Raw genomic sequence first — 25,023 nt, 5'->3', positions numbered from 1 at the left:
TCGGCAGGCCGCAGGATTTTCTGCGGGCTGCAGCCGCCGGAGCGAAGTCCGGCAACCGTTGACATGATTCTGTCACCAATTCGTGCCGGATGTGTCCCGGGTCTCGCCGGCCGCGCCAGATACGCCCGAGGGGCTGGACGCGCCGGCCGGGTCCGATGTGCTGGTGTCCGGGCTTGCTGGCGAAGTTGTCCGCGCCGGTGCCGTGGGGCAATGTTGTAGGGAGACAAGCTTATGCAGGACTGAGGACGGGATTTTTTGGTGGGGGAGCAAGTGCGAAGTGCTGAGGCGGAGAAGGCCTATAACAAGAGGTGGCTGGTCGGGCTGGTCGCGGGCCCCCTGCTGCTGGGGGTCCTGGCCGCCGTGTGGATCCTTTCCGTGGCAGGCAGCCTGCCTGCGGAGTTGGCGTCACACTGGAACTCGAAGAACGAAGTGGACGGCTGGATGACCGTGGCCGGCGCCGCATGGATGGCGGTGGCGATGGGCGCCCTGGGTGCGTTGATTGCACCGATGGGGTTGCTGTTTCGCTCCCAGTCGCTGCTGACGGCACGGATCGGCGTGGGTTTCGGGCTGGCGTTTGGTGTGGGCATGGTTGCCCTGTCGGTGGCAATGGTTGCCGGCCAAATTGATCTCGTGGACACGTCCCAGGCTGATCTCTCAGGCCCCGTCATGGCAGGCGGCGTCGCCCTGGCCTTCGTAGTGGGATTTGCCGGCTTGTGGTTTTACACGCCCGCCGAGGAAGACAGGGAACAAAGCGCAGAATCGTTGGCCGTCAATGAAACGGCCACTGCAAGTGACTCCCCACTGGCAGCGGCTGCGCAGGCCAAGGCGGGCAATGGCGAAACCCTGCGGATCAAGGTCTCCATGGGTGGCTGGGCTGCGGTTCTGAGCCTGGGCGTTGGCGGGATCGTTGCCGTCAGCACCTACTTCATTTTTCCGGCCCTGGCCCTGCTGGGCCTTGTGATTGCTGCCATCACCTGGGTGTTTTGCAGCGGCACCGCGGTCATTGGCCCGGAAGGACACAAGGTGCTGGCCGGGGGATTTTGGCAGGTCATGCCGCTGGAGTGGAAGGAAGTCAAGCGTGCCTCCGTGGAAGACATCAAGGCCATGGACTACGGCGGCTGGGGCTACCGGATGAACGGCGGCGCCATCGGCTTCATCATGGCCAGTGGCCCGGCCCTGGTCATGGAGGCAGGATTCCACCAGAAATTCGCAGTGTCCATGCCGGACGCGGAAACTGCGGGCGAGGCGGCGGCCCTGGTCAACGCTTACGTCCACGCAGGGAAGGTGCAAAACTAACACCATGGCACCCGACGGAAGCCGCGATTCCAGCACCGAACGGCACCTTGATGCCCGGGCGCTGCGCTTTGCCTTGATTTTTCCCGTGCTGTTGTCCGCCGGATTGGTTGTTGGCGGTCTGCTGATTGGTCCGCAGCTGCCAGATGGGGTGGTGCTCCCGCTGGGCGGAAACCCCGTACCGCTGGCGACCTTCCTGGTCGTGGGTGGGGCCGGCATTCTGCTTCTTGGGGCGGGCATTGGCAGCTTTGGTGCCCAAACCACCCTGCCGCGCACGCTGCGCAGAATACTGCTCGGTGTGGCCATGGCGCTGCAGCTCACTGTCTGCACACTCTTTGCAGCTGCTCTTTTGGGCCAGTCCGAGGGAGGCGGGCTGCCTGCCGTGCGGGTTGACGGCTACGTCATGCTGATGGGCAGCGGGCTGGCGATGGCCATGGGCGTCGTCCTGGCACTGACCTTCAAACCCGACGAGCAGTGGACCCCCGCCGACGACCAGGCCCTGGCCGCCATGCTCGACGCCGCGGAGGACCCCGCGTTCGCGAGCGACAGGCTTGCCTATTTCCTCCACCCGCGGGGCTCGGTCATCATGATGATCCTGCTGGCCGCCGTCCTGCCGGGTGCGCTCCTGGCGTTGCTGTCGCCATGGATCCTGCTTGCCCTGGTCCTTGCCGCACTGCTGGTGATTGCGATGCTGTGCGCCACCGTGCAGGTGGACCGACGCCAACTCACAGTCAAGTTGCTTGGCGTCATCCCGGCAATCAGCGCACCCTGCGAGGGGGTGGATGCCGCAGTGTCCCTGGACATTGCAGCGAAGGATTACGGTGGTTGGGGCCTGCGCAGGCACAGCGGGTCCGCAACGTTCCTGACAAGCTCAGGTGCCGCCGTCGTGCTTCGACAGAACGACGGCGGGAAGGTTGTGGTCGGTGCCCCAAACCTTGACCTTGCCGACGAGCTGTCCGAGATCCTCAACCGCCGGGCCGGGAAAACGCCGCAGCAGCGCTAGGCCATCCGGGCGGAATCGGGTCCCGGCTTGGGTAGGCTTGAAGCTGCACCCATCACCTCGAAACGAAGGAACCCTCATGCGCGTTCACATTGCAACCGACCACGCCGGCATGGAGCTCAGCGCCCACCTCATCACCGCCCTGATCGCCAAGGGCTACGACATGGTCGACCACGGACCCCAGGCCTACGACGCCGAGGACGACTACCCCTCCTTCTGCATCAACGCAGCACTGGCCGTCGTTGCCGACCAGGCCGCGGGCGTTGACGCCCTGGGCATCGTGCTGGGCGGCTCCGGCAATGGCGAGCAGATCGCGGCCAACAAGGTCAAGGGCGTGCGCGCGGCACTGGCGTGGAACCTGTCCACCGCCAAGCTGGCCCGCGAACACAATGACGCCAACGTCGTCGCAGTGGGCGGGCGCCAGCACAGCGTCGAGGACGCCACGGAAATCATCGAAGCGTTCCTGGCCGAGCCCTTCAGCGACGCTGAGCGCCACGTCCGCCGCATCGGCAAGATCGCCACGTATGAGACCACCGGCGAAGTCGTCGACTAATTACGTGTTGAGGGACGGATTCAGCGGCATGCCGCGCCGGGCGGGCGGTGGATTGAGTGCCTGAAGGTCATTCGGTCCATCGCCTGGCCCGCCAGTTTCAGGACGTTTTTGGCGGGGCCCGGCTGGCTGTTTCCAGCCCCCAGGGGAAGTTTGCGGCCGGTGCCGCGTTGCTGGACGGGCACGTCGTGGAACGCGCCGAGGCCCATGGCAAACAAATGTTCCTGTACTTTTCGCACGACCTTGTGATGCGTGTGCATCTGGGCCTCTATGGGGCGTGGGATTTTGGTGGTGACTCCACATTCACCGGTGCCTCCAGCATCGGAGCGCCGCGGCGGATCGGTGAACAGGAAGTTGGCGGGAACGGGGACATCGATTCCGCCCGGGACGGGGCTTTTGCAATCGGGGGTGCCCCTCGAGTCGCAGCCGGGGGAGCACACGGAGATTATGCCGGGCCGCCCGAACCCAAGGGGGCCGTACGCGTGCGCCTGGTCTCCGAGCATGGCTGGGCGGACCTGCGCGGTCCCACGGCTTGTGAGGCGATCACGCCCGCGGAAGCCGCTGCAGTCCGCAGGAAGCTGGGTCCGGATCCGCTGAACAATTACCCCGGCGACGCGGAGGAATTCGTGCGCCGGATCTGCAAGAGCGCCACATCAGTTGCACTGCAGCTGATGAAGCAGGACGTGCTGGCCGGTGTGGGCAATGTGTACCGCGCGGAGACGCTGTTCCGGCTCGGCCTTGACCCCATGCTGCCCGGGCGGAGCCTGCAAGGCGAAGAGGCCCGGGCACTGTGGGATGACGTGGCTCGGATCATGGCCGATGGGGTCCGCGACGGACGCATCATCACCACCGAGCTGGCTGACAGGCCGGCGGGCACCGGTGCTGAGGTGGGTCACGGCTTGGCCGCCGCGGAATCCGGACGGCGACCCAACCAGCACGTCCCGGCGGAGGACTCCCACTACGTGTACAAGCGTCAGGGGTTGCCGTGCCGGCACTGCGGCACCGAAATCGCCATGAAGGAGCTGGGCGGCCGCAAATTGTATTGGTGCCCGTCCTGTCAGGGCGACTGATCAGGGCGTCTGAGCTCGGCGACTGATCAGGGCGACTGAGCTCGGAAGCCTGGGGCCGGGAGTGGGGGTGCGGGAACTCAGCATGCAAAAATACCGCCGAGTTGGACTCCAATGACATGGCCCAAACGGCGGCATTTGTACCAATTCATGGTTTTTCCAGAGACTGGCGCGGTGCGATTTGCGAGAGTGTCAAAATCGTTGATAAGGTTACGGAGTTGTTCAGCCGCAAGGCGAATTGTTTACCCCCAACAGCAACGAATTTTGGGGGCGTAGCTTAATGGTAAAGCCTCAGTTTTCCAAACTGATGACGCGGGTTCGATTCCCGTCGCCCCCTCCAGAAATAAGCAATCCCCGGTCATTAGGCCGGGGATTCTTTGTTTAACCTGTCCCGCATATTAGGGGTTGGGGGTTAGCGGGGGTTGGCGGCCAGAGCGGGGGTTGGATGGCAAATCGGGGCATCATCCTGGCGCGGGGGTAGCCGTGGTCATTCGCCCCTGGTATACCGGGTGCGTATGACCACAACGACCCCCTGGCTGCCAACCCGGAAGAGTGCCACCGGGCCGGGACAGCGCATGGCCGGCAAGCGCGCCAGGGCGGGCCGGATGGGCCGATTGTGCATCTTGGAACGTTTGCCCGTAGACTGTTGCGGGCACTACGGGGCGTAGCGTAGTGGCTAGCGCGCCTGCTTTGGGAGCAGGAGACCGCAGGTTCGAGTCCTGTCGCCCCGACTTCAGCATTATTCGGTTCACGTTTGGTCAGTGACTGCCCATGTGCTGGGGCCATTTATCCATCAACAGACCATCAGGGAGTACCACGCTGTGAAGAGCGCTGTCGAAAACCTCACACCCACTCGGGTAAAGCTCGATGTCGAGGTTTCCTTTGAGGAATTGAAGCCCAGCATCACTGAGGCTTATAAGACGATTGGTACCCAGGTTCAGGTGCCTGGTTTCCGCAAGGGCAAGGTCCCCAACAAGCTGATCGATCAGCGCGTTGGCCGCGGCTATGTGCTGGAAACGGCCATCAACTCCGGCCTGAACGGCTGGTACCAGGAAGCCGTTGTCGAGAACAAGCTCACCCCGTTGAGCCGTCCCGAGGTTGAAATCACCGAGGTTCCCGACCCCACAGCCACCGACGGCATCGTCAAGTTCCACGTTGAGCTGGACATCCGCCCCGAAATCGAACTGCCTGACTACGAGGGCATCGAGGTTGAGGTTGCAGCTGTTGAGGCTTCCGCCGAAGACACCGAAACCGCCCTGGATGAACTCCGCGGCCGCTTCGGCACGCTCAAGGCTGAAGACCGCCCGGCTGCCGAGGGTGACTTCCTCACCATCAACATCAATGCCAAGATCGACGACGTCGAGGTCGACTCGGCTGCCGACCTCTCCTACCAGATCGGCGCCGGCAACATGCTGGACGGCCTGGACGAGGCAGCAACCGGCCTGTCCGCCGGTGAAGAAGCCATCTTCAACACCAAGCTCGCCGGTGGCGAGCACGCTGGTGAAGAAGCACAGGTCACCGTCAAGGTCACCTCCGTGAAGGTCCGTGAACTGCCCGAGGCAAACGACGACTTCGCACAGCTGGCTTCCGAGTTCGACACCATCGCCGAGCTCAAGGAAGACCTGGCCAAGCAGGCCGCCGAATCCAAGACCGTCGAGCAGGGTGTTGAAGCCCGCGACAAGGTCCTTGAGAAGCTCATCGAGCTCGTCGAGGTGCCCGTTCCGGATTCTGTCGTTGCCGACCAGCTCGAGCAGCACTTCAAGCCGGAGAACTCGCACGGCGCCGAAGAGCACGACACCGAAGAGCACCGCGCCGAGGTCAAGGAAAACACCGAGAAGGCCTTCCGCAACGAGATCGTCCTGGACGCCATCGCCGAGAAGGAAGAGATCGGCGTCAGCCAGGCTGAACTGATCGACTACATCGTGTCCTCCGCCAGCCAGTACGGCATGGAACCGAACCAGTTCGCGCAGATGCTTGATTCCTCCGGCCAGGTCAACATGATCGTTGGCGAAGTCCGCCGCCGCAAGGCACTTGCCGTTGTTCTGGGCAAGGCCGCAGTCAAGGATTCCGAGGGTGCAGCAGTGGACCTGACGGACTTCGTTTCAGTTGCTTCCGAGGAAGAAGAAATTGTTTCCGAGGACGAGGTCATCGAGCCCACAGCAGTGACCGATCCGGGCGAAGTCCGCATCTAACTGCATCCCTTTACAGGGCAGTAAGTCTTAGCGGCCGTTGCCGGTCCCTTTTCGAAGGGGCCGGCAACGGTTTTTTAAGCTGCGGGACGAACGTTTGCTGCGGTGTCCGGGTTGCAGCGTCGGGCCTGTTTTATTCCCGCACGCGGCGCATCTTCGGTGATCGTGCGCCTACAGCGAACAGTGTACTGATGGACGCCAAAGCACACCCAAAAAGGGCTACTGTCCAAGTAGTGAACATTAGTGATGGACCCGTTGGGCACGCCCGGCGGACCGCACGAAGGAGAGGTAAACCCACCATGGCACAGCAAACCACCCCGACGATGGCCAGCGCGGACCCGTCAGCCCAGGACCAGTACATTTACAACCGCCTGCTCAAGGAACGCATCATTTGGCTGGGCTCGGAGGTTCGTGACGACAACGCGAACCTGATCTGCTCGCAGCTGCTGCTGCTCTCGGCTGAGGACCCCGAAAAGGACATCTACCTTTACATCAACTCACCCGGCGGCTCGGTCACCGCCGGCATGGCCATCTACGACACGATGGAGTTCATCCCGAACGACGTCGTCACGGTCGCCACCGGGCTGGCCGCCTCCATGGGGCAGTTCCTGCTCTCCTCAGGCACCAAGGGCAAGCGCTACGCGACGCCCAACGCACGCATCCTCATGCACCAGCCATCAGGCGGCATTGGCGGAACGGCGTCGGACATCAAGATCCAGGCCGAACTGATCCTGCACATGAAGAAGGTCATGGCCGAGCTCACGGCCGAGCAGACCGGCCAGACTGTGGAGAAGATCCTCGTCGACAACGACCGCGACAAGTGGTTCACGGCCGAGGAAGCACTTGAATACGGCTTCTTCGACAAGATCAGCCGCCACGCAGGAACCGTTGCCGGTGGCGGCGGAACAAACGCCAAATAACCAGCCGAAGAACAGATTTCAGGAGTAACACCATGACTTACAACTTTGGCAGCACAGCTTTTGGCAACACTGCCGGCAACCTGCCCACCAGCCGCTACGTGCTCCCGCAGTTCGAGGAGCGCACACCCTACGGCTTCAAGCGCCAGGACCCGTACACGAAGCTTTTCGAGGACCGGATCATCTTCCTCGGCGTCCAGGTTGACGACGCCTCGGCCGACGACGTCATGGCCCAGCTGCTCGTGCTGGAAGCCGACGACACCGACCGTGACATCACCTTGTACATCAACTCGCCCGGCGGATCGTTCACGGCCATGACGGCCATCTACGACACCATGCAGTTCATCCGGCCGGAAATCCAGACTGTCTGCCTGGGCCAGGCGGCCTCGGCTGCTGCAGTCCTGCTGGCTGCCGGTGCCCCCGGCAAGCGGCTGGCCCTGCCGAACGCCCGTGTGCTGATCCACCAGCCCGCACTGTCCGGCGGCCAGGGCGGCCAGGCTTCTGACTTGGAGATCCAGGCCAACGAGGTCATGCGCATGCGCGAATGGTTGGAGAACACACTTTCCGATCTCTCGGGCCGCACACCGGAGCAGGTCAGCAACGACATCGAGCGTGACAACATCCTCACGGCAGCCCAGGCCAAGGAGTATGGCCTCATCGATGAAGTGCTGGCACCGCGCAAGATGAAGCCGGCAGCGATCACACGCTAGAACGGTTCGGCAAACGCCGGAACAGGGAGAAGGAAAACCCCTGTTCCGGCGTTTGCATTCCACTGAATGTCCATGCCGTGGCTTAGAGTGGAAAGTAATTTGCACGACGTTCCCGGCACCAGCCGCGTTCGAATGTATTAAAAGTTATCTCCGCCGTCGGCGGGTGGTTCGCGGAAGGACACAGCAATGGCCAGGATGGGCGAAAGCACCGATCTGTTGAAGTGCTCCTTCTGCGGCAAAAGCCAGAAGCAGGTCCGGAAGCTGATTGCCGGCCCGGGCGTGTACATCTGTGACGAGTGCATTGAACTCTGCAACGAGATCATTGACGAAGAACTGGCCGAAGTGGCCGACCTTGACGCCTTTGAACTGCCCAAGCCGCGGGAGATCTTCGATTTCCTGCAGGAATACGTCATCGGCCAGGAACCGGCCAAACGCTCACTGGCAGTCGCCGTCTACAACCATTACAAGCGCATCCAGTCCGGCCACGCCGTCAAGAGCACCACCATTTCTGGCGGCGTGCATGACGAAGTTGAAATCGCCAAGTCAAACATCCTGCTGGTCGGCCCCACCGGATGCGGAAAAACGTACCTGGCACAAACCTTGGCCCGCAGGCTGAACGTGCCGTTCGCCGTCGCCGATGCCACGGCTCTCACAGAGGCCGGCTACGTGGGCGAAGACGTGGAAAACATTCTGCTCAAGCTCATCCAAGCTGCAGACTTCGATGTCAAAAAGGCTGAGCAAGGCATTATCTACATCGATGAGATCGATAAAATTTCACGCAAGTCCGAGAATCCCTCCATCACGCGGGACGTGTCCGGTGAGGGCGTGCAGCAGGCGCTGTTGAAAATTCTTGAGGGGACCGTCGCGTCGGTGCCGCCGCAGGGCGGCCGCAAGCACCCGCACCAGGAATTCATCCAGATCGACACCACCAATGTGCTGTTCATCGTTGCCGGCGCCTTTGCCGGGCTGGAGGAAATCATCGGTTCGCGGGCAGGGAAGAAGGGCATTGGCTTTGGCGCCCCGCTCAGCGCCCTGAAACAGACGGAAGCCAGTTACGCCGATGTCATGCCCGAGGACCTGCTGAAGTTCGGGCTGATTCCGGAGTTCATTGGCAGGTTGCCGGTCATCACCACAGTCACCCAGCTGGACAGGTCATCGTTGATCCAGATTCTGACGACGCCCAAGAACGCCTTGGTCAAGCAGTACCAAAAGATGTTCACGCTCGACGGCGTCGAGCTTGAGTTTGACGACGAAGCCCTGGACGCCATTGCTGACCTGGCCCTGGAACGGGGCACCGGTGCGCGTGGCCTGCGGGCGATCCTCGAAGAAGTGCTCCAGCCCGTAATGTTCGACCTGCCCAGCCGTGAAGACATTGCAACAGTGGTGATCACGGCCGATGTTGTCGGGAAGAAGGCCGAGCCGACGCTCATCCCGCACGAGGTTGTGGCCAAGCGCCGGAACAAGTCCGCGTAACTCCAGCTGCCCTCCCTGCCGGTTGTGCCGACTCGTTGTGCGGAATACTTTATTGTCCGGTGCGGTTGCACCAAACAGTAGGCTTTGTCCCCGACAGAGCTGTGAATCCGAGTTTTAGCAAGGAGATTTAACGTGTCTGAAAATGTTGTGGCCACTCCCGAAACGGCCGATTTTTGGTTTGACCCCACGTGTCCCTTTGCCTGGGTCACTTCGCACTGGATCGGTGAAGTGGAGCAGGTTCGCAACATCTCTGTGAACTGGCACGTCATGAGCCTTTCCGTGCTCAACGAGCACAAGGAAGGCATTTCCGATGCGTACAAGGAACACGTAGCCAGGGCCTGGGGGCCCGTTCGCGTCATCATTGCCGCAGCCTATGAGCACGGCGAAGAGGTCATCAAGCCACTGTATGACGCCATGGGCACGCAAATCCACAACAACGGAAACAAGGACCTGGCCGACGTCATCGCCAAGGCCCTGGCCGAGACAGGTCTGCCCGCTGAACTGTCCGCCGCGGCCACCACGGATGCCTACGATGGCGCACTGCGTGCCAGCCATGCAGAAGGCATCAGCAAGGTGGGCCAGGATGTTGGCACACCCATCGTGGCCTTCAACGGAACCGCGTTCTTTGGACCCGTCATCACCCGCATTCCGCGAGGTGAGGAAGCCGGCAAATTGTGGGACGCCACGGTGACCTTGGCTGGCTTCCCGTACTTCTTCGAGATCAAGCGCAGCCGGACCGAAGACCCGCAATTCGGCTAGCATTTGCTGGACAACTCCCGGCAAGGGCCGGTGTGGAAATTTCCTTGGAAAATTTCCGCACCGGCCCTTGTTTTTGACTCTCCGACGGGAGGATACTTGGTCTTACCCAATCCGCCAAGGAAAGGGCTGGCAGGCACCAGATATTCAGTGACTGAACCGCTTGATAATTGAGTTAACGCTTCGGCGGGACACTCGAAAAGGTTCATTGACACCGGTGACGCGGTGAAAGGTCCTGAAGGTCGACGGCACCCGCCAGACCGCTAACCGTCACATAGCGGCATGAAAGTCGAAGCCCCACCGACGGCAAAAGGCCGATGGGGCTTCCCCTTTGCCCAAAATCCCGGGCGTCCAGAGGTCATGGTGTCCAGAAGTCAAGGTGTCGCAGCGTGCGTGTAGTGGGAAGCAGCCGCTCACCGGGCTGCGTAGGACATGATCAGGACAGCCACGCTCAACGCCAGCATTCCCAGACAGTTCAGCCAGAATTCCTGTTTAAGGAACCGTGCCCGAATGTGTGCGGCAGCGGCCGACAGGAAATAGGCCACCACTCCGATGTTGGCGGCCAAACCAACCCCTGGGATGGCGAGGCCGGCCATCAGCCCAGCTGCTGCCAGCAACTTCACAACCACCAGGGTCCACCACCATTCCCGGGGGAGGCGGACGCCGGCAAGACAGTCACGAATGAACCGTGGCGGACGCACAGACGCGACTGCATCGACGAACAAGACCAGCGCGAGGAACGCGCTGGGCCACCATGGTTCCGGCACAAGCAACATTTTATGGGCCGCCAGGGTTCAGGATCGTGGCAACCACAGTCCTGAGCTGGGTCAGGGCCTGGTGTTGGTCGCAGGCCCCGCCGGCCCAGGCGAGAAGTATGCCGAGATAAGAGAGGTGGACGGCGGTGGCGGCATTCCTTGCCTGGGCCGCCCGCAGGCCGAACAGCCTGAAGACCTGCTCAAACTCGGCTTTGAGACTGGCGGCCAGTTCACCAAAGACGGCTGAGCCGCTACTGCCCCTGAGCAGAATGGCGCCATACTCCCTGGCCAGTGGAAGGTCGTCGGCAAAAAGCTGCAGAAGTGGTTCGACCAAGGCGGCGATCATGCCCTCGGCGTCGGTGCCTGCCTTCATGGCCAGGAACCCTGCATCCGGGAGTTGCCGTTCCCTGTGCAGCTGTGAAATGTGCCGGTCCATGACAGCCACCAGCAGACTGTCCTTGTCGCCTGCGGCCATGACCGTGCCAATGCTGACACCAGCGGCGGCTGCGATTTGACGCACAGTGGTGGCCTTGAAGCCCTGCCGGTGAAAGAGCGTCTCCGCGGCCGAGAGGACCCCCTGGATGGTGGCCAGCCGCTGGCCGTCTCGTGATTGAACGCGTTCACTGAACATGTTCACCAAGCTATCAGGCTCCCGGTCGTCTGGCAATCCAGGTGGTGGCCGCACGCCACTGTCCGCAGCACTGCCGGCCGCGGTCCCGCCCGCACTCCCGCGGTGGAGCCGCCGTTCGTTGCGCGGCACCTCCGTTCACCAACTCTTAACCCCCACGTTCCCGCAGCGGCCCGTATCGGCAATCTTGGCCGGTCATGGTTGGAGCGTGAAGGTTGCCATAGTTGCTGAATCGTTCCTGCCCGAGATGAATGGGGTCACCCATTCGCTGCTAAAAATCCTGCAACACCTGGATGCGCGCGGTGATGACGTACTTGTCATTGCGCCGTCCACACTTGAGAATGCACCCCCGCTGGTGGAAGGGGCCACCATTCGGCGGCTGCCAGCGGTTCCCCTGGCCGGGTATCGGAACATCCGCATTGCCGTTGGCGGTGTGGCCCGCGTGAAAACCCTGTTGGCCGAGTTCAACCCCGACGTGGTCCACCTGGCCTCGCCTTTTGTGCTGGGATGGCGTGCCGTACGGGCCGCAGCGCTGTTGGGCCTGCCCTCAGTGGCGGTCTACCAAACAGATGTCCCGGGATACGCCGCAAAATACGGCATGCCGTTCCTGGCAAACTGGGCCTGGCAGCGGGTGGAACGAATCCACACGACAGCCACAAAAACGCTGGCCCCGTCCACCGATTCCATGCACAAACTCCGTGGCCACGGCATCCCGCGCGTCGAGCTCTGGCGCCGCGGCGTCGACACGGACCGCTTCCACCCCGGCAAACGTAGCTTCGAATTCCGTCAGGCGGCCGCACCTGAAGGACAAAAGATCATCGGCTACGTGGGCCGGCTGGCCCTCGAGAAACAGGTTGAGGACCTCGCCGCCCTGGCGGGCATCCCGAACTCCCGCATCGTCATCGTGGGCGACGGACCGCAGCGCCCGGCACTGGAAGCCCTCCTGCCCGACGCCCATTTCACGGGATTTCTCGGCGGCGGGGAGCTGGCCGCCGCCATGGCCTCCTTCGACCTCTTTGTCCACCCCGGTGAGTTGGAAACCTTCTGCCAAACCATCCAGGAGGCCATGGCTTCGGGCGTCCCCGTTGTCGCCACCGGGCGCGGCGGGCCCGTGGACCTGGTGGATTCCTCCCGAACGGGCTGGTTGTACGAACCGGGCGACCTGGCCCAGCTGCGGGGCTATGCCACCGACCTCCTCGGTGACGACGCCAAGCGGGCCGCCTTTGGCGCCGCAGCCTTCGACCAGGTCCAGGGCCGCAGCTGGCACGTTGTCTGCGAGCAGCTGATGGACCTCTACACCCAGACCATTGCCGACCACCCGCGGCTTACGGCCGCCCTGAAAGGAATCAAATGAAAATTTCGGTTATTGGCGCCGGCTACCTCGGCACCGTGCATGCGGCAACACTGGCACACATGGGCCACGAGGTCATTGGCCTGGATACGGATGCCACCCGGATCGCCCAGCTCGCTGCCGGCACCGCACCGTTCCATGAACCCGGACTTGCCGAAATGCTCCAGGAAGGCCACAACGGCGGTCGTCTCACGTTCACCACGGACCCGGCGGACGTAGCCGATGCGCAAATTCATTTCCTGTGCGTCGGCACGCCGCAATCCAAGACGGCCAACGACTCCGACCTGTCGTTCCTGCGGTCGGCCATCGAGTCGTTGCTGCCGCATCTGCGCTCCGACGCATTGGTGGTGGGCAAGTCAACCGTGCCGGTGGGAACGGCCGGCGTGGTTGAGTCGATGATTTCAGCCACCGGGGCCGTGCTGGCGTGGAATCCCGAGTTCCTGCGCCAGGGCACGGCCGTCAAGGACTCGCTGGTCCCGGACCGGCTGGTCTACGGCGTCGCCGACGGTGAGCGGGGCGCCACGGCCGCCGCCTTGCTTGATGCCGTCTATGCACCGCTGCTGGCACGCGCAACCCCCAAGGTGGTCACCAACTTTGCCACGGCGGAACTGATCAAGGTTTCCGCCAACGCGTTTTTGGCGTTGAAGCTTTCCTACATCAACGCCGTGGGTGAGTTTTGTGAGAAGGCCGGGGCCGACGTCGTCCAGCTTGCCCAGGCACTGGGGCACGACGACCGCATCGGGGGCAAGTACTTCCATGCCGGCGTCGGGTTTGGGGGAGGCTGCCTGCCCAAGGACCTGAGGTCGTTTCGGGCGCAGGCCCAGAGCCACGGAGTTGACGCCCTCGATGAGATGTTCTCGCTGGTGGACGGCATCAATGCCGACGCGCGATACCGCACTGCTGAGACCGCCGTGCGTCTTTGCGGCGGCTCGGTGGCCGGGCGGCGGATCACCATCCTGGGCGCCTCGTTCAAGCCGCACACCGATGACATCCGTGATTCGCCGGCGCTGGACGTGGCAGCCCAGCTTGCGGCGCAGGGTGCACAGGTGACGGTCAGCGACCCGCAGGCAGCAGACACCGCGTGGCTGCAGTTTCCGCAGCTTGCCTTTGACAGCGATGTGGACACGGCCCTGCACGGAGCCGAGTTGGTGCTGTTGTTGACGCACTGGCCCGAATTCACCTCCTTGGATCCTGCCAAGACGGCCGCACTGGTGCAGCGGCCGGTGATCATCGACGGCCGCAACGCCCTGGACGCCGCGGCGTGGCAGGCGGCAGGCTGGGACTGCCACGGGATTGGACGCGGCGGCTCCAGCCCTGGCGTTTCCCGGACCCCGTCCCTTGGCTCGGCGTCGTCGGGCGGCCCGGCGCAGACAGTTGGCTCGGCGTCGTCGGGTGGCCCTGTGCAGACAGTTGCTGCCGTGCAGTCCGGCTCGGCGGTCTAACTCCCTGTGCTGCAGAAGGTGCCGGGCCGCTATGTTGCCCTGGGCGACTCGTTCACGGAGGGCGTCGGGGACCCGAGCCAGCACCTGCCCAACGGCGTCAGGGGCTGGGCGGACAGGGTGGCCGAGGCCCTGGCCCGGGACACGCCCGGCTGGGAGTACGCAAACCTTGCCATCCGCAGCAAGCGGCTGCGGCACATCATCGCTGAACAGCTGGAGACGGCCGTTGCCATGAAACCGACGTTGATCACGCTGTACGCCGGAGGGAACGACGTCATGGACCTTGGCACCAGGATTCCAGACATCCTGGCCCAGTATGAGCTCCTGGTGGCGCGGCTTGCCCAGACCGGCGCCACACTGGTGCTGTTCACCGGATACGACGTCGAGGTCTCACCCCTGCTGGGTCCGCTGCGGCGCAAGAACCACGCCTACAACGACGGGGTCCGAGCGCTGGCCACCAAATACGGGGCGGTGTTGGTGGACTACGCGGCCTTCGCGGCCTACACGAATCCGCGCCTGTGGGGTCCTGACAGGCTGCACATGTCCAAGGCCGGGCACAAATATCTGGCGTCGCAGCTCCTCGACCGGCTGGACGTCCCGCATGGCATAGCGTTCAAGCACAAGGACCGGCGTCCCGGTCCCGGGGCCAGGGAGTGGGCGCGGAGCCAGTATGTGTGGGTTACCGACTGGGTGCTGCCGTTGGCGGCCCGCAAGGTGCGCGGCACCACACTGGGTGACGATCTCAGCCCGCGCTGGCCGGAGCCCGTGCGGGTGCCGCCGAAAAAGGGCCTGAAGAAGCTGGCTCGGCACAAAATACCAACTGCCCCGCAGTTGTGGTCGTAAAACAACGCAAAATCGGTGTTTCTACAACCACAACTGCGGGGCAGTTGAACAGGGGGTTAAGCCTGCGCGGGCTCCTCGGCCGGCGCCAGCTCGACGTCGGACACGGTCAGTTCCCCTTCGCCCACGGCAACCGTGAGCTCCAGGGCGTTGGCAGCGGCCTTGAGGTCGCCCAAGCCCGCAGCCAATTGCGCGGCCTGGACGTCGCCGGCCGTCACGGTGGCGGTGAGGACCTGGGTGCGCTGCTTGACCTTGGCCTCGGACTTGGCCTTGCGGATGCCGGAAAGCGCGTCGCCGACCGTCGCGAGCAAGGTGGTGTCGCCGTCGTCCACGGCAACAACAGCGGGCCACGGGGCGCGGTGAACGGAGTCTGCACGCCACCAGCTCCACACTTCTTCCGTCGCGAACGGCAGGAAGGGTGCGAACAGGCGCAGCAGCGAATCCAGCGTGGTGGCCAGGGCTGCCAGCACGGAGGCCTGGCCCTCCTCGCCGCTGGCACCGTAGGCACGGTCCTTGATGAGCTCGACATAATCGTCCGTGAAGTGCCAGAAGAAGCTCTCGGTGATCTGCAGGGCACGGGCGTAGTCGTACTTTTCAAACGCAGCCGTGGAGGCATGAACCACTTCGGCGAGCTGGGCCAGCAGGGCACGGTCCAGCGGGTTGCTGAGCACGTCAGAGTCCGCGCTGAGCACGTTGGCCTCGGTGGCGCCAAGGTTCAGCACGAACTTGGAGGCGTTCAGCAGCTTGATGGCCAGCCGGCGGCCGATCTTCATCTGTGCAATCTCATAGGCCGTGTCGGCGCCGAGCTTCGCGGACGCTGCCCAGTAGCGGACGGCGTCGGCTCCAAAGTCGTTGAGCACGTCGGTGGGGACGACCACATTGCCCTTGGACTTGGACATCTTCTTGCGGTCCGGGTCAAGGATCCAGCCGGAAATGGCGGCATGCTTCCACGGTGCGCTGCCCTGCAGGGCGTCGGCACGCACGGCCGAGGAGAACAGCCAGGTGCGGATGATGTCGTGGCCCTGCGGGCGCAGGTCGAAGGGGTAGACCTTGGCGAACAAATCCTCATCAACGCCCCAGCCGCCCACAATCTGCGGTGTCAGGGACGAGGTGGCCCAGGTGTCCAGCACGTCGGCGTCGCCGACGAAGCCGCCGGCCGCGTTGCGCTGGGTCTCGGTGTAGCCCGGTGCCGCGTCGGCGGCGGGGTCAACCGGCAGCATGTCCGCGGTGGGCAGGATTGGGTGGTCGTAGTCGGGGTTCGCGTCGGCATCCAGCGGGTACCAGACAGGAACCGGCACACCGAAGAAGCGCTGGCGGGAAACCAGCCAGTCACCGTTCAGGCCCGAGATCCAGTTGTCGTAGCGCGAGCGCATGAACGCCGGGTGGAACTCGATTTCCTTGCCCCGGTTGATCAGCTTGTCGCGGCGGTCTTCGTCCCGGCCGCCGTTGCGGATGTACCACTGGCGTGAGGAAACGATCTCCAGGGGCTTGTCGCCCTTTTCAAAGAAGTTCACGGGGTGCATGATCTTCTTGACGTCGCCGTCCAGCAGCTCCGCCTCGCCAAGCATGGCCACAACGCCTTCCTTGGCGCTGAACACGGTCTTGCCGGCGATCGCCGCGTAGTTGGCGCGGCCTTCCTCGGTGGTGATCCACTCGGGGGTGTCGCCGAGGATGCGGCCGTCGCGGCCAACAATGGCGCGGGTGGGCAGCTGCAGTTCACGCCACCAGGTGACGTCTGTCAGGTCTCCAAAGGTGCAGACCATGGCGATGCCCGAGCCCTTGTCGGCCTTGGCCAGGGCGTGGGCGCGTACCTCAACCTCGACGCCGAACAGGGGAGAGGTGACCTTCTTGCCGAAGAGCGGCTTGTAGCGCTCGTCATCGGGGTTGGCGACGAGGGCGGAGCAGGCGGCGAGCAGTTCCGGGCGCGTGGTCTCGATGTAGATCTTCGTGCCGTCTTCGGCGAAGAACGGGTACCGGTAGTAGGCGCCGGCAACTTCGCGGTCTTCCAGTTCTGCCTGGGCCACGGCGGTGCGGAACGTGACGTCCCAGAGCGTGGGGGCCTCGGCCATGTAGGCGTCGCCGGCGGCAAGGTTCTCCAGGAATCCGCGCTGGGAGACAGACCTTGAGTGGTCGTCGATGGTCCGGTAGGTCAGGGCCCAGTCAACGGACAGGCCCAGGGTCTGGAACAGGTGCTCAAAGACCTTCTCGTCTTCAACAGCCAGCTCCTCGCACAGCTCAATGAAATTCCTGCGGGAGATGACATCGAAATCACGCTGGTTCTTGGCCGGCGCTGCGGGAGGGCGGTAGTCGGCGTCGTACGTGTGGGTTGGGTCGCAGCGCACACCGTAGTAATTCTGCACGCGGCGCTCGGTGGGCAGACCGTTGTCGTCCCAGCCCATGGGGTAGAAGACGTTCTTGCCGTTCATGCGCTGGAAGCGGGCCAGCACGTCGGTCTGGGTGTACGAGAACATGTGGCCCACATGCAGGGAACCGGACGCCGTGGGCGGGGGAGTGTCGATGGAGTACACCTGCTCCCGGGTGGTCTCACGGTCAAACTTGTAGGTGCCCTCTGCCAGCCACCGCTTGGTCAGGGACTCTTCAAGGCCCTCCAAAACGGGCTTGTCAGGAACGTTGCTTGTGGTGGGTGCGGGCGTGTCTGTGCCCGGAAAGTTTTCAGCCATGGCCCAATTCTTCCATGACTTGCCCCGGAAGCAGGATTCAGTGGTTACATGGTGCCTGTGAATACGCTGGAGCAGGCACTGCAGATGTGGGAACGCGCCGGGCTGTCGTGGGCCGGCATCCGTGCCGAGCCGGAGGGCGCCGACTACGCTGCCCACACCCTTTTGCTGGGCGGGCGGCACGCCGTGTTCCGCACCGCGAAGACCACGCCCACCAAGGCGGGGCAGTTCGTCACGTTGTGGCAGCGATCGGCTGCGGGGCCCATCCGCCCCTTTGACGCGGCCGACGGCGTTGCCCTCTTTGTCGTTCAGGCCGGCCTGGGTGCGGGGCTGGGCCAGTTCGTGCTCCCCCTGGGTGTGTTGGCCCGCCATGGCGTGGTGTCGCTTGAGGGTGAGGGCGGCAAACGGGCCATGCGCGTCTACCCGCCCGACGTGGAGCCCACCAGCGCCCAGGCCCGGCGCACCCAGCAGTGGCAGTGCGAATACTTTTTGCCCCATGACGCCTCCGCGGGGCGGGTCCGTGAGCTGTACGCCGCCTGATCGGGCTTCCGGCATGCGTGGCTCCGCGCAGGCATGGAACTCGGTGGTGACTTTTGCGTACGTGTCCAGGATGAGGCAGAAACTCCGGGCGGCGGCAGGACGGTGACCCATTCTGCGCACGACTGGAGCCGGGTGTTGCGCATGACACTGTCATGCGGCACACCCGTCGCCAGTTCAGCGCAGAACAGGTCGTCCAAGGCCGCGACCCGCCTCAGCGCCGGGGCTATGATGCAAATATGGGCACTGTACGGATTTTGCGGGTGTATGAGGAGCCGGAACCGGGGGAGTACCGCGTCCTGGTCGACAGGTTGTGGCCGCGGGGCATCAAGAAGGACAACGTTGACCTGTGGCTCAAGGAAGCAGGCCCCAGCACAGAGGTCCGCAACGCCTTTGGCCACAAGGAAGAAAACTTCGAGGCGTTTGTCCGCGACTATACGGCCGAACTGAAGGACAACCCCGCGGTGGCTCAGCTGCGCAAGGTCGTTGCCGAACATGAGGAGGTGGTGCTGCTCTACGGGGCGAAGGACCACCACGAAAACCAGGCCGCCGTGCTGCTGGACTTCCTGAACAACGGGTCCTGAGCGGCGGCTCCCCGGCCATTTCAGCAACCCGCACCAACAGCGATACATTTGTTCCATGGCTGACAACACTTCCAGAAATGCACTCATCACAGGCGCCAGCTCGGGCATCGGCGCCGCCACCGTCCGCCGGCTCCGGAGCGATGGCTGGAACGTGATTGCTGTCGCCCGCCGCGAAGACCGGCTGGCCCAACTGGCTGCGGAAACCGGTGCCACGCCGTTCCCCGCGGACATCACCAAGGACGACGACGTCGCCCGTCTCCGTGATTACGTCACCGAAGCTTTCCGCGAGGCAGGCGGGCTGGACACCCTGGTCAACATTGCCGGCGGTGCCCGCGGTGTGGACCGCATGGCCACCGCCGATGCGGATGACTGGGACTGGATGTTCCAGGTCAACGTCGTGGGCACCATGAAACTCATCAAGGCCTTCCTGCCCGAGTTGCGCCGCCATGGCCACGGCACGGTGCTGAACCTCACCTCCACCGCCGGCCTCTCGGCTTATGAGGGCGGGGCCGGGTACAACGCCGCAAAGTTTGGCCAACACGCCATCACGAACGCGCTGCGGCTGGAGGAAGCGGAAAACAATGTGCGGGTCATCGAGGTGGCGCCCGGTTTAGTGCACACCGAGGAGTTCACGCTGAACCGCCTCGGCGGCGATCAGGCAGCCGCCGACAAGGTGTACCAAGGGGTGGAGAACCCGCTCACGGGTGACGATGTGGCCGAGGTCGTGGCCTACGCCGTGACCCTGCCGCACCACATCAACCTGGACCAGATCGTGATCCGCCCCGTGGCCCAGGCAGCCGACCACAAGCTCATCCGCAGGGCCTGACCCGCCGGAGCCAGCGCCCCGCCGGCGTCCCGCCAGCGTCCCGCCAGCGCCCGGTTCGCGCATTCGTGCGCATCCCGTAGAATGAACAACAAAGCGTCGACCCGGCCATCACCGGTGAGCTTCCGGAAGAACACGCCCGTACAAGGGCGCCAGTAGAACCGGACGGGTAAGCCCGTCACAGCAGTCAACAAGCGGCCGCGCAAAGGGTGAAACCGGAGCATGGCAAGCGAGGTGGTACCGCGGCGCAAGCCGTCCTTGCATCCTGAACATGAACGCCCACAACCAGGATGATGTGATGACCCACTTCCCGAAGGCCTCAGCCGCCGCCGGCCTCCACGCCGAATCCAAGCACGTCCCCGCCTCCGTGAACTTTCCGAAGGTGGAAGAGCTCGTCCTGAAGTACTGGGATGAAGACGGCACATTCCAGGCCAGCATTGACGCGCGCGACGCCGGCGAGGACGGGTCAAACGAATTCGTCTTCTACGACGGTCCTCCCTTCGCCAACGGCCTGCCGCACTACGGGCACCTGCTCACCGGCTACGCCAAGGACCTGGTGGCCCGCTACCAGACCCAGCGCGGGCGCCGCGTTGAGCGCCGCTTCGGCTGGGACACCCATGGGCTGCCCGCCGAGCTGGAAGCCATGAAGCAGCTGGGCATGACCGACAAGGCCCAGATCGAGGCCATGGGCATCGACAAGTTCAACGACGCCTGCCGCTCCTCCGTCATGAAATACGCCGGCGAATGGCAGGAATATGTCACCCGCCAGGCCCGCTGGGTCGACTTTGAGAACGACTACAAGACACTCAACGTCGAGTACATGGAATCGGTCCTCTGGGCGTTCAAGCAGCTCCACTCCAAGGGGCTGACCTACAACGGCTACCGCGTGCTGCCCTACTGCTGGAAGGATGAGACGCCCCTCTCCAACCACGAGCTGCGCATGGATGACGACGTCTACAAGGACCGCCAGGACCAGACAGTCACCGTCACCTTCCCCATCCTGGCCGGCGAATCCGCGCTCTCGCAGGAGCTGGCCGGCGTTGCCGCCATCGCCTGGACCACCACGCCCTGGACCCTGCCCACCAACCAGGCCCTCGCCGTCGGACCCAAGGTGAGCTACGCCGTCGTGCCTGCCGGCCCCAACGGTTCCGCAACAGGCGCCACGGCAGGGAATTTCCTGCTGGCGGCGGACCTCGTGGGTGCCCACGCCAAGGACCTGGGGTACGACGACGCTGCTGCCGCGACGGCCGCCGTCACCGCCACGTACGCGGGCGCAGAGCTTGAGGGCCTGAAGTACGAGCCGCTGTGGGACTACTTTGCCGATGACGAGAAGTACGGCACGGCGAAGTCCTGGCAGTTCCTGCTCGCCGACTATGTGACCACGACCGACGGTACTGGCGTCGTCCACCAGGCGCCCGCCTACGGTGAGGAGGACCAGAAGGTGTGCGAGCAGTACGGCATCCCCGTGGTCCTTTCCGTTGATGAGGGCGCGAACTTCCTGTCCGTGTTTGAGGGCGGCCCACTCAACGACATCGCCGGCGTGCAGGTCTTTGACGCCAACAAGACCATCACCCGTGTGGTGAAGGAGGCCGGCCGACTGGTCCGCCAGGCCAGCTACGTGCACAGCTACCCGCACTGCTGGCGCTGCCGCACACCCTTGATCTACCGCGCCGTCTCCTCCTGGTACGTGGAAGTCACCGCGTTCAAGGACCGCATGGTCGAGCTGAACCAGGACATCAACTGGATCCCCGGCAACGTCAAGGACGGCCAGTTCGGCAAGTGGCTGGCCAACGCCCGCGACTGGTCCATCAGCCGCAACCGCTACTGGGGCTCACCGATCCCCGTGTGGCAGTCCGACGACGAAAATTACCCCCGCACGGACGTGTACGGTTCGCTCGCCGAAATCCAGGCCGACTTTGGCCGCCTGCCGCTGAACAAGGCCGGTGACGTGGACCTGCACCGCCCGTTCATCGACGAGCTGACGCGCCCCAACCCGGACGACCCCCGCACGCCCGAGGAGGGACAGTCCACCATGCGCCGCGTGGAGGACGTCCTGGACGTTTGGTTCGACTCCGGTTCCATGCCGTACGGCCAGGCGCACTACCCGTTCGAGAATGAGGACTGGTTCAACACCCACAACCCGGCCGATTTCATCGTCGAGTACATTGGCCAAACCCGCGGCTGGTTCTACATGCTGCACATCCTGTCCACGGCACTCTTTGACCGGCCGGCGTTCAGGAACGTCATCAGCCACGGCATCGTGCTCGGCTCCGACGGGCAAAAGATGTCCAAGTCGCTGCGCAACTACCCGGACGTCTCCCAGGTCCTGGACCGCGACGGCTCCGACGCCATGCGCTGGTTCCTGATGTCCAGCCCGATCCTGCGCGGCGGCAACCTGGTGGTCACCGAACAAGGCATCCGCGACGGTGTCCGACAGGTCATCCTGCCGCTGTGGAACGTGTACAGCTTCTTCACCCTGTACGCCAACACGGCCAACGGCGGCAACGGCTACGACGCCGAGTTGCGCTACGACGGCTATGCCGACCCCATGGACCAGTACCTGCTGGCCAACACCGGCGATCTCGTCCGGGAGCTGACGGCCAAGCTTGACGGTTACGACGTTTCCGGCGCCTGCGACTCGCTGCGCAGCTACCTGGACATGCTCACCAACTGGTACGTCCGGCGCAGCCGCAACCGCTTCTTCGACGAAAACACCGATGCCTTTGACGCCCTCTACACGGCGCTGGAGACGGTGTGCCGGGTGGCCGCCTCGCTGCTGCCGCTGGTCACCGAGGAAATCTGGCGCGGGCTCATCGGCGGCCGCTCGGTGCACCTGACCGACTGGCCCAACGCCGAGCTGTTCGTCCCCAACGCCGCCCTCGTCGAGCAGATGGACCGGATCCAGCAGATCTGCTCCACCGGTTCCAGCCTGCGCAAGGCCGCCAAGCTGCGCGTGCGCCTGCCGCTGCAGGAGCTCACCGTGGTGGCGCCCAACGCCGCTGCCTTGAACGACGGCGGCGCGATCGTCGCGGACGAACTGAACATCCGCTCCATCCGCTTTGTTGACGCCGCCGAGGCTTCCCCCGAGGAGTTCGGCATCACGCAGAAGCTGGTTGTCAACGCACGGGCCGCGGGCCCCCGGCTGGGCAAAAACGTCCAGCTGGCCATCAAGGGCTCCAAGTCCGGGGACTGGTCCGTCACCGACGGCGTGGTCACCTCCGGAGGTTTGGAGCTGGAACCGTCCGAGTACACGCTGGAGACTGTTGTTGAGGACGCGCACGACGGCGGCAAGAGCGCCGTTGCGATGCTGCCGCACGGCGGCTTCGTGGTTCTCAACACCGAGCTGACCCCCGAACTCGAGGCCGAAGGAACGGCACGCGACATGGTGCGTGCCATCCAGCAGGCCCGCAAGGACGCCGGGCTGCAGGTCAGCGACAGGATCCGCACCATCATCAGTGCCCCGCAGGACACCATTGATGCGTTGCACGCCAACGCCGAGCTGGTGAAGTCCGAGACCCTGACCCTGAAGCTTGAACTCATCCCCGGTGACGTTGACACCACCATCACAGTTGAACGGAGCATTTCCTAAATGCCTGCTGACCATGACGAATTCTCGGTTGAAAGCGTCTACGCCGAGCTGTTGGGCCGTGCCCCGGAAAACAAGATGCAGCCCAGGCTGGCTCCGTTGTTCCGGGCCATGGACGTGCTGGGGGAGCCCAACAAGGCCTTCCCCATCATCCACATCACCGGCACCAACGGGAAAACCTCCACCGCTCGGATGATCGAGGCGGGGCTGCTGGCCCACGACCTGCGCACCGGCCGCTATACAAGCCCGCACCTGACCCGGGTGACGGAGCGCATCAGCATTGACGGCGCACCCGTCAGTGACGAGACCTTCGTGCGGATCTGGGACGAAATCCGCCCCTACCTGGACATTGTCGACGCCGAGCTCACGACCGCCGGGGAGGTGCGCCTGACCTACTTCGAGTGCCTGACGATCCTGGCGTTCGCCATCTTTGCCGACGAGCCGGTGGATGTGGCAGTCATGGAGGTGGGCCTTGGCGGCATCACCGACGCCACCAATGTGGGCGACGGCCAGGTTGCCGTGATCACGCCGATCTCCCTTGACCACACCGAGCTGCTGGGTGACACGACGGGGCTCATCGCCGAGGAGAAGGCCGGCATCATCAAGGAAGGCGCATTCCTCATCAGCGCCGCCCAGCCCACCGACGCCGCCCAGGTCATCCTGGACAAGGCCCGTGAAAAGCATGCCGAATTCCGCTTTGAGGGCGTTGAATTCGGTGTGGAGGCACGCACCGTGGCTGTGGGCGGGCAAATGCTCGACCTGCAGGGACTGGCCGGCCGCTACCCGGGAATCCTGCTTCCCCTGCACGGCGAACACCAGGCCCAGAACGCCGCCGTCGCACTTGCCGCCCTGGAGGCGTTCCTCGGCGGGGGAGAGAAGGAACTGAACCAGGAACTGGTCCAGGAAGGCTTTGCCGCCGTCACCTCGCCCGGACGCCTGGAAGTCATGCGCACCTCACCCACCATCGTGGTGGATGCGGCGCACAACCCCGCAGGCATTGCCGTCACCGCGGCAGCCCTCCAGGAGGCGTTTGCCTTCAGCAAGCTGGTGGTCGTGCTCGGCGTGCTGGCGGAAAAGGACGCCGAGGAAATCCTCAACACCATCAAGGAATCCTACGGTGACGAGGCGGCGGAAATCTGCCTGACCCAATCCAACTCCCCGCGGGCCATCCCGGCCGCCGAGTTGGCGGAAATGGCCGTGGACCTTGGCTGGGCCGAGGAAGACGTCCACATCGCCGAAAAGCTTGACGACGCCATTGAATGGGCTGTTGAGCGCGCCGAATCCAACAACGACCTTGCCGGCGGCATCTTGATCACCGGCTCCATCACCGTCGTGGGCGAGGCCCGGATCCTGCTGGGCCGTCCCGGCGAAAGGGCAGGTGCCTGAGATGGCCAAGCTGACAAAAGCCCAGCGCGAATGGAAGCCCAACACTCCCAAAAAGCTGCGCTCCACCAAGATGATGTTCGCCTCGGTGGTCCTGATGCTCGAGGCGTTCGTGGCCCTTTTCCTGGGACTGGCGTTGTTCGGCCTGAAGGACAAGGACGCCACCTACCTCATCGCCGCCGGCGTGCTGGCGCTGCTGATGATCCTGGCATGCGGGGTCATCCGCAAGACCTGGGGTGTGGCCTTCGGCTGGCTTCTGCAGCTGGCCTTGATCGCCGGCGGCTTTTGGGAGCCGTCGATGTTTGTTGTGGGCGTGCTCTTCGCCGTCGCGTGGTGGTACGCCCTGTACGCCGGCGCCAAGATTGACCGCGAAAACGCCGCCCGGGCCAGGGCGCAGGCCAACTGGGACGCAGCCCACCCCGAAGGCGAAAAGCCGGAGGCTTCGGCATAGTCCCCACCTGCCG

21 protein-coding genes and 2 tRNA genes are annotated in these 25,023 nt (G+C 64.0%); 20 read left to right on the top strand and 3 right to left on the bottom strand.

Annotated elements, in window-relative coordinates; translation table 11 throughout:
• Positions 1–270 precede the first annotated feature (270 nt).
• The 11 genes from ACT3TS_RS06015 to ACT3TS_RS05965 all read left to right on the top strand — a co-directional run bounded on the left by ACT3TS_RS06015 (position 271) and on the right by ACT3TS_RS05965 (position 9,958).
• Entirely contained in the window at positions 271–1,296 is a 1,026-nt protein-coding gene (locus tag ACT3TS_RS06015; protein WP_444530582.1) for a DUF1648 domain-containing protein, read from the top strand.
• A 4-nt stretch (positions 1,297–1,300) separates the two neighbouring features.
• Entirely contained in the window at positions 1,301–2,296 is a 996-nt protein-coding gene (locus tag ACT3TS_RS06010; RefSeq protein WP_444530581.1) for a hypothetical protein, read from the top strand.
• Between the two features lie 76 nt (positions 2,297–2,372).
• Complete coding sequence (locus ACT3TS_RS06005) at positions 2,373–2,846, top strand: ribose-5-phosphate isomerase (RefSeq protein ID WP_444530580.1); 474 nt, start codon at positions 2,373–2,375, stop codon at positions 2,844–2,846.
• Positions 2,847–2,902: 56 nt separating this feature from the next.
• A complete protein-coding gene (locus tag ACT3TS_RS06000) occupies positions 2,903–3,913 on the top strand; it encodes an Fpg/Nei family DNA glycosylase (RefSeq protein WP_444530579.1) in 1,011 nt (336 codons plus the stop codon).
• A 263-nt stretch (positions 3,914–4,176) separates the two neighbouring features.
• Positions 4,177–4,250, top strand: a tRNA-Gly gene (locus ACT3TS_RS05995).
• Positions 4,251–4,568: 318 nt separating this feature from the next.
• Positions 4,569–4,641: transfer RNA gene (locus ACT3TS_RS05990), tRNA-Pro, on the top strand.
• 90 nt (positions 4,642–4,731) lie between these two features.
• Entirely contained in the window at positions 4,732–6,102 is a 1,371-nt protein-coding gene (tig, locus tag ACT3TS_RS05985) for a trigger factor (RefSeq protein WP_444530578.1), read from the top strand.
• Positions 6,103–6,398: 296 nt separating this feature from the next.
• Positions 6,399–7,019: an ATP-dependent Clp protease proteolytic subunit gene (locus tag ACT3TS_RS05980; protein ID WP_444530577.1), complete on the top strand. Its 621-nt coding sequence runs from the start codon at positions 6,399–6,401 to the stop codon at positions 7,017–7,019.
• Between the two features lie 32 nt (positions 7,020–7,051).
• Positions 7,052–7,726, top strand: coding sequence for an ATP-dependent Clp protease proteolytic subunit (locus ACT3TS_RS05975; RefSeq protein WP_444530576.1), 675 nt, complete (start codon positions 7,052–7,054; stop codon positions 7,724–7,726).
• Positions 7,727–7,912: 186 nt separating this feature from the next.
• A complete protein-coding gene (gene clpX / locus ACT3TS_RS05970) occupies positions 7,913–9,199 on the top strand; it encodes an ATP-dependent Clp protease ATP-binding subunit ClpX (RefSeq protein ID WP_444530575.1) in 1,287 nt (428 codons plus the stop codon).
• A 132-nt stretch (positions 9,200–9,331) separates the two neighbouring features.
• A complete protein-coding gene (locus tag ACT3TS_RS05965) occupies positions 9,332–9,958 on the top strand; it encodes a mycothiol-dependent nitroreductase Rv2466c family protein (protein ID WP_444530574.1) in 627 nt (208 codons plus the stop codon).
• A 410-nt stretch (positions 9,959–10,368) separates the two neighbouring features.
• Here the strand turns inward: ACT3TS_RS05965 and ACT3TS_RS05960 are convergent, their stop codons facing one another.
• Together ACT3TS_RS05960 and ACT3TS_RS05955 are read right to left on the bottom strand one after the other, a co-directional pair.
• Positions 10,369–10,731, bottom strand: coding sequence for a DoxX family protein (locus ACT3TS_RS05960; protein ID WP_444530573.1), 363 nt, complete (start codon positions 10,729–10,731; stop codon positions 10,369–10,371).
• Position 10,732: 1 nt separating this feature from the next.
• Entirely contained in the window at positions 10,733–11,341 is a 609-nt protein-coding gene (locus ACT3TS_RS05955; RefSeq protein WP_444530572.1) for a TetR/AcrR family transcriptional regulator, read from the bottom strand.
• Between the two features lie 205 nt (positions 11,342–11,546).
• Between ACT3TS_RS05955 and ACT3TS_RS05950 the strand changes: the two genes are divergently transcribed.
• The 3 genes from ACT3TS_RS05950 to ACT3TS_RS05940 are packed head-to-tail and all read left to right on the top strand — an operon-like array spanning position 11,547 to position 14,971.
• Positions 11,547–12,692, top strand: a complete 1,146-nt coding sequence (locus ACT3TS_RS05950) for a glycosyltransferase family 4 protein (RefSeq protein ID WP_444530571.1) — start codon at positions 11,547–11,549, stop codon at positions 12,690–12,692.
• Positions 12,689–14,131 carry a UDP-glucose dehydrogenase family protein gene (locus ACT3TS_RS05945; protein ID WP_444530570.1) on the top strand — a complete coding sequence of 481 codons (1,443 nt, stop codon included), beginning with the start codon at positions 12,689–12,691 and terminating at the stop codon, positions 14,129–14,131. The genes ACT3TS_RS05950 and ACT3TS_RS05945 overlap by 4 nt, the downstream gene beginning before the upstream one ends.
• Before the next feature lie 6 nt (positions 14,132–14,137).
• Positions 14,138–14,971 carry an SGNH/GDSL hydrolase family protein gene (locus ACT3TS_RS05940; protein ID WP_444530569.1) on the top strand — a complete coding sequence of 278 codons (834 nt, stop codon included), beginning with the start codon at positions 14,138–14,140 and terminating at the stop codon, positions 14,969–14,971.
• 56 nt (positions 14,972–15,027) lie between these two features.
• Here the strand turns inward: ACT3TS_RS05940 and valS are convergent, their stop codons facing one another.
• On the bottom strand, positions 15,028–17,649 hold the full coding sequence (gene valS, locus ACT3TS_RS05935) for a valine--tRNA ligase (RefSeq protein WP_444530568.1): 2,622 nt from the start codon (positions 17,647–17,649) through the stop codon (positions 15,028–15,030).
• A gap of 48 nt (positions 17,650–17,697) precedes the next feature.
• On the opposite strand from valS, the gene ACT3TS_RS05930 reads away from it, so the two are divergent.
• From ACT3TS_RS05930 to ACT3TS_RS05905, 6 genes are all read left to right on the top strand, one after another.
• On the top strand, positions 17,698–18,186 hold the full coding sequence (locus ACT3TS_RS05930) for a MepB family protein (protein WP_444530567.1): 489 nt from the start codon (positions 17,698–17,700) through the stop codon (positions 18,184–18,186).
• 236 nt (positions 18,187–18,422) lie between these two features.
• Entirely contained in the window at positions 18,423–18,767 is a 345-nt protein-coding gene (locus ACT3TS_RS05925; protein ID WP_444530566.1) for a DUF488 domain-containing protein, read from the top strand.
• 55 nt (positions 18,768–18,822) lie between these two features.
• Positions 18,823–19,593 carry an SDR family oxidoreductase gene (locus tag ACT3TS_RS05920; protein WP_444530565.1) on the top strand — a complete coding sequence of 257 codons (771 nt, stop codon included), beginning with the start codon at positions 18,823–18,825 and terminating at the stop codon, positions 19,591–19,593.
• 295 nt (positions 19,594–19,888) lie between these two features.
• On the top strand, positions 19,889–23,179 hold the full coding sequence (gene ileS, locus ACT3TS_RS05915; RefSeq protein ID WP_444530611.1) for an isoleucine--tRNA ligase: 3,291 nt from the start codon (positions 19,889–19,891) through the stop codon (positions 23,177–23,179).
• Positions 23,180–24,562 (top strand): bifunctional folylpolyglutamate synthase/dihydrofolate synthase, encoded by a 1,383-nt coding sequence (locus tag ACT3TS_RS05910; protein WP_444530564.1) that lies wholly within the window; start codon positions 23,180–23,182, stop codon positions 24,560–24,562.
• A gap of 1 nt (position 24,563) precedes the next feature.
• Positions 24,564–25,010 carry a DUF4233 domain-containing protein gene (locus ACT3TS_RS05905; protein WP_444530563.1) on the top strand — a complete coding sequence of 149 codons (447 nt, stop codon included), beginning with the start codon at positions 24,564–24,566 and terminating at the stop codon, positions 25,008–25,010.
• The last annotated feature ends 13 nt before the right edge of the window (positions 25,011–25,023 follow it).

The organism is Specibacter sp. AOP5-B1-6 (assembly GCF_052376555.1).
Lineage (GTDB): Bacteria > Actinomycetota > Actinomycetes > Actinomycetales > Micrococcaceae > Specibacter.
This window is presented reverse-complemented; position numbering and strand designations above follow the sequence as displayed.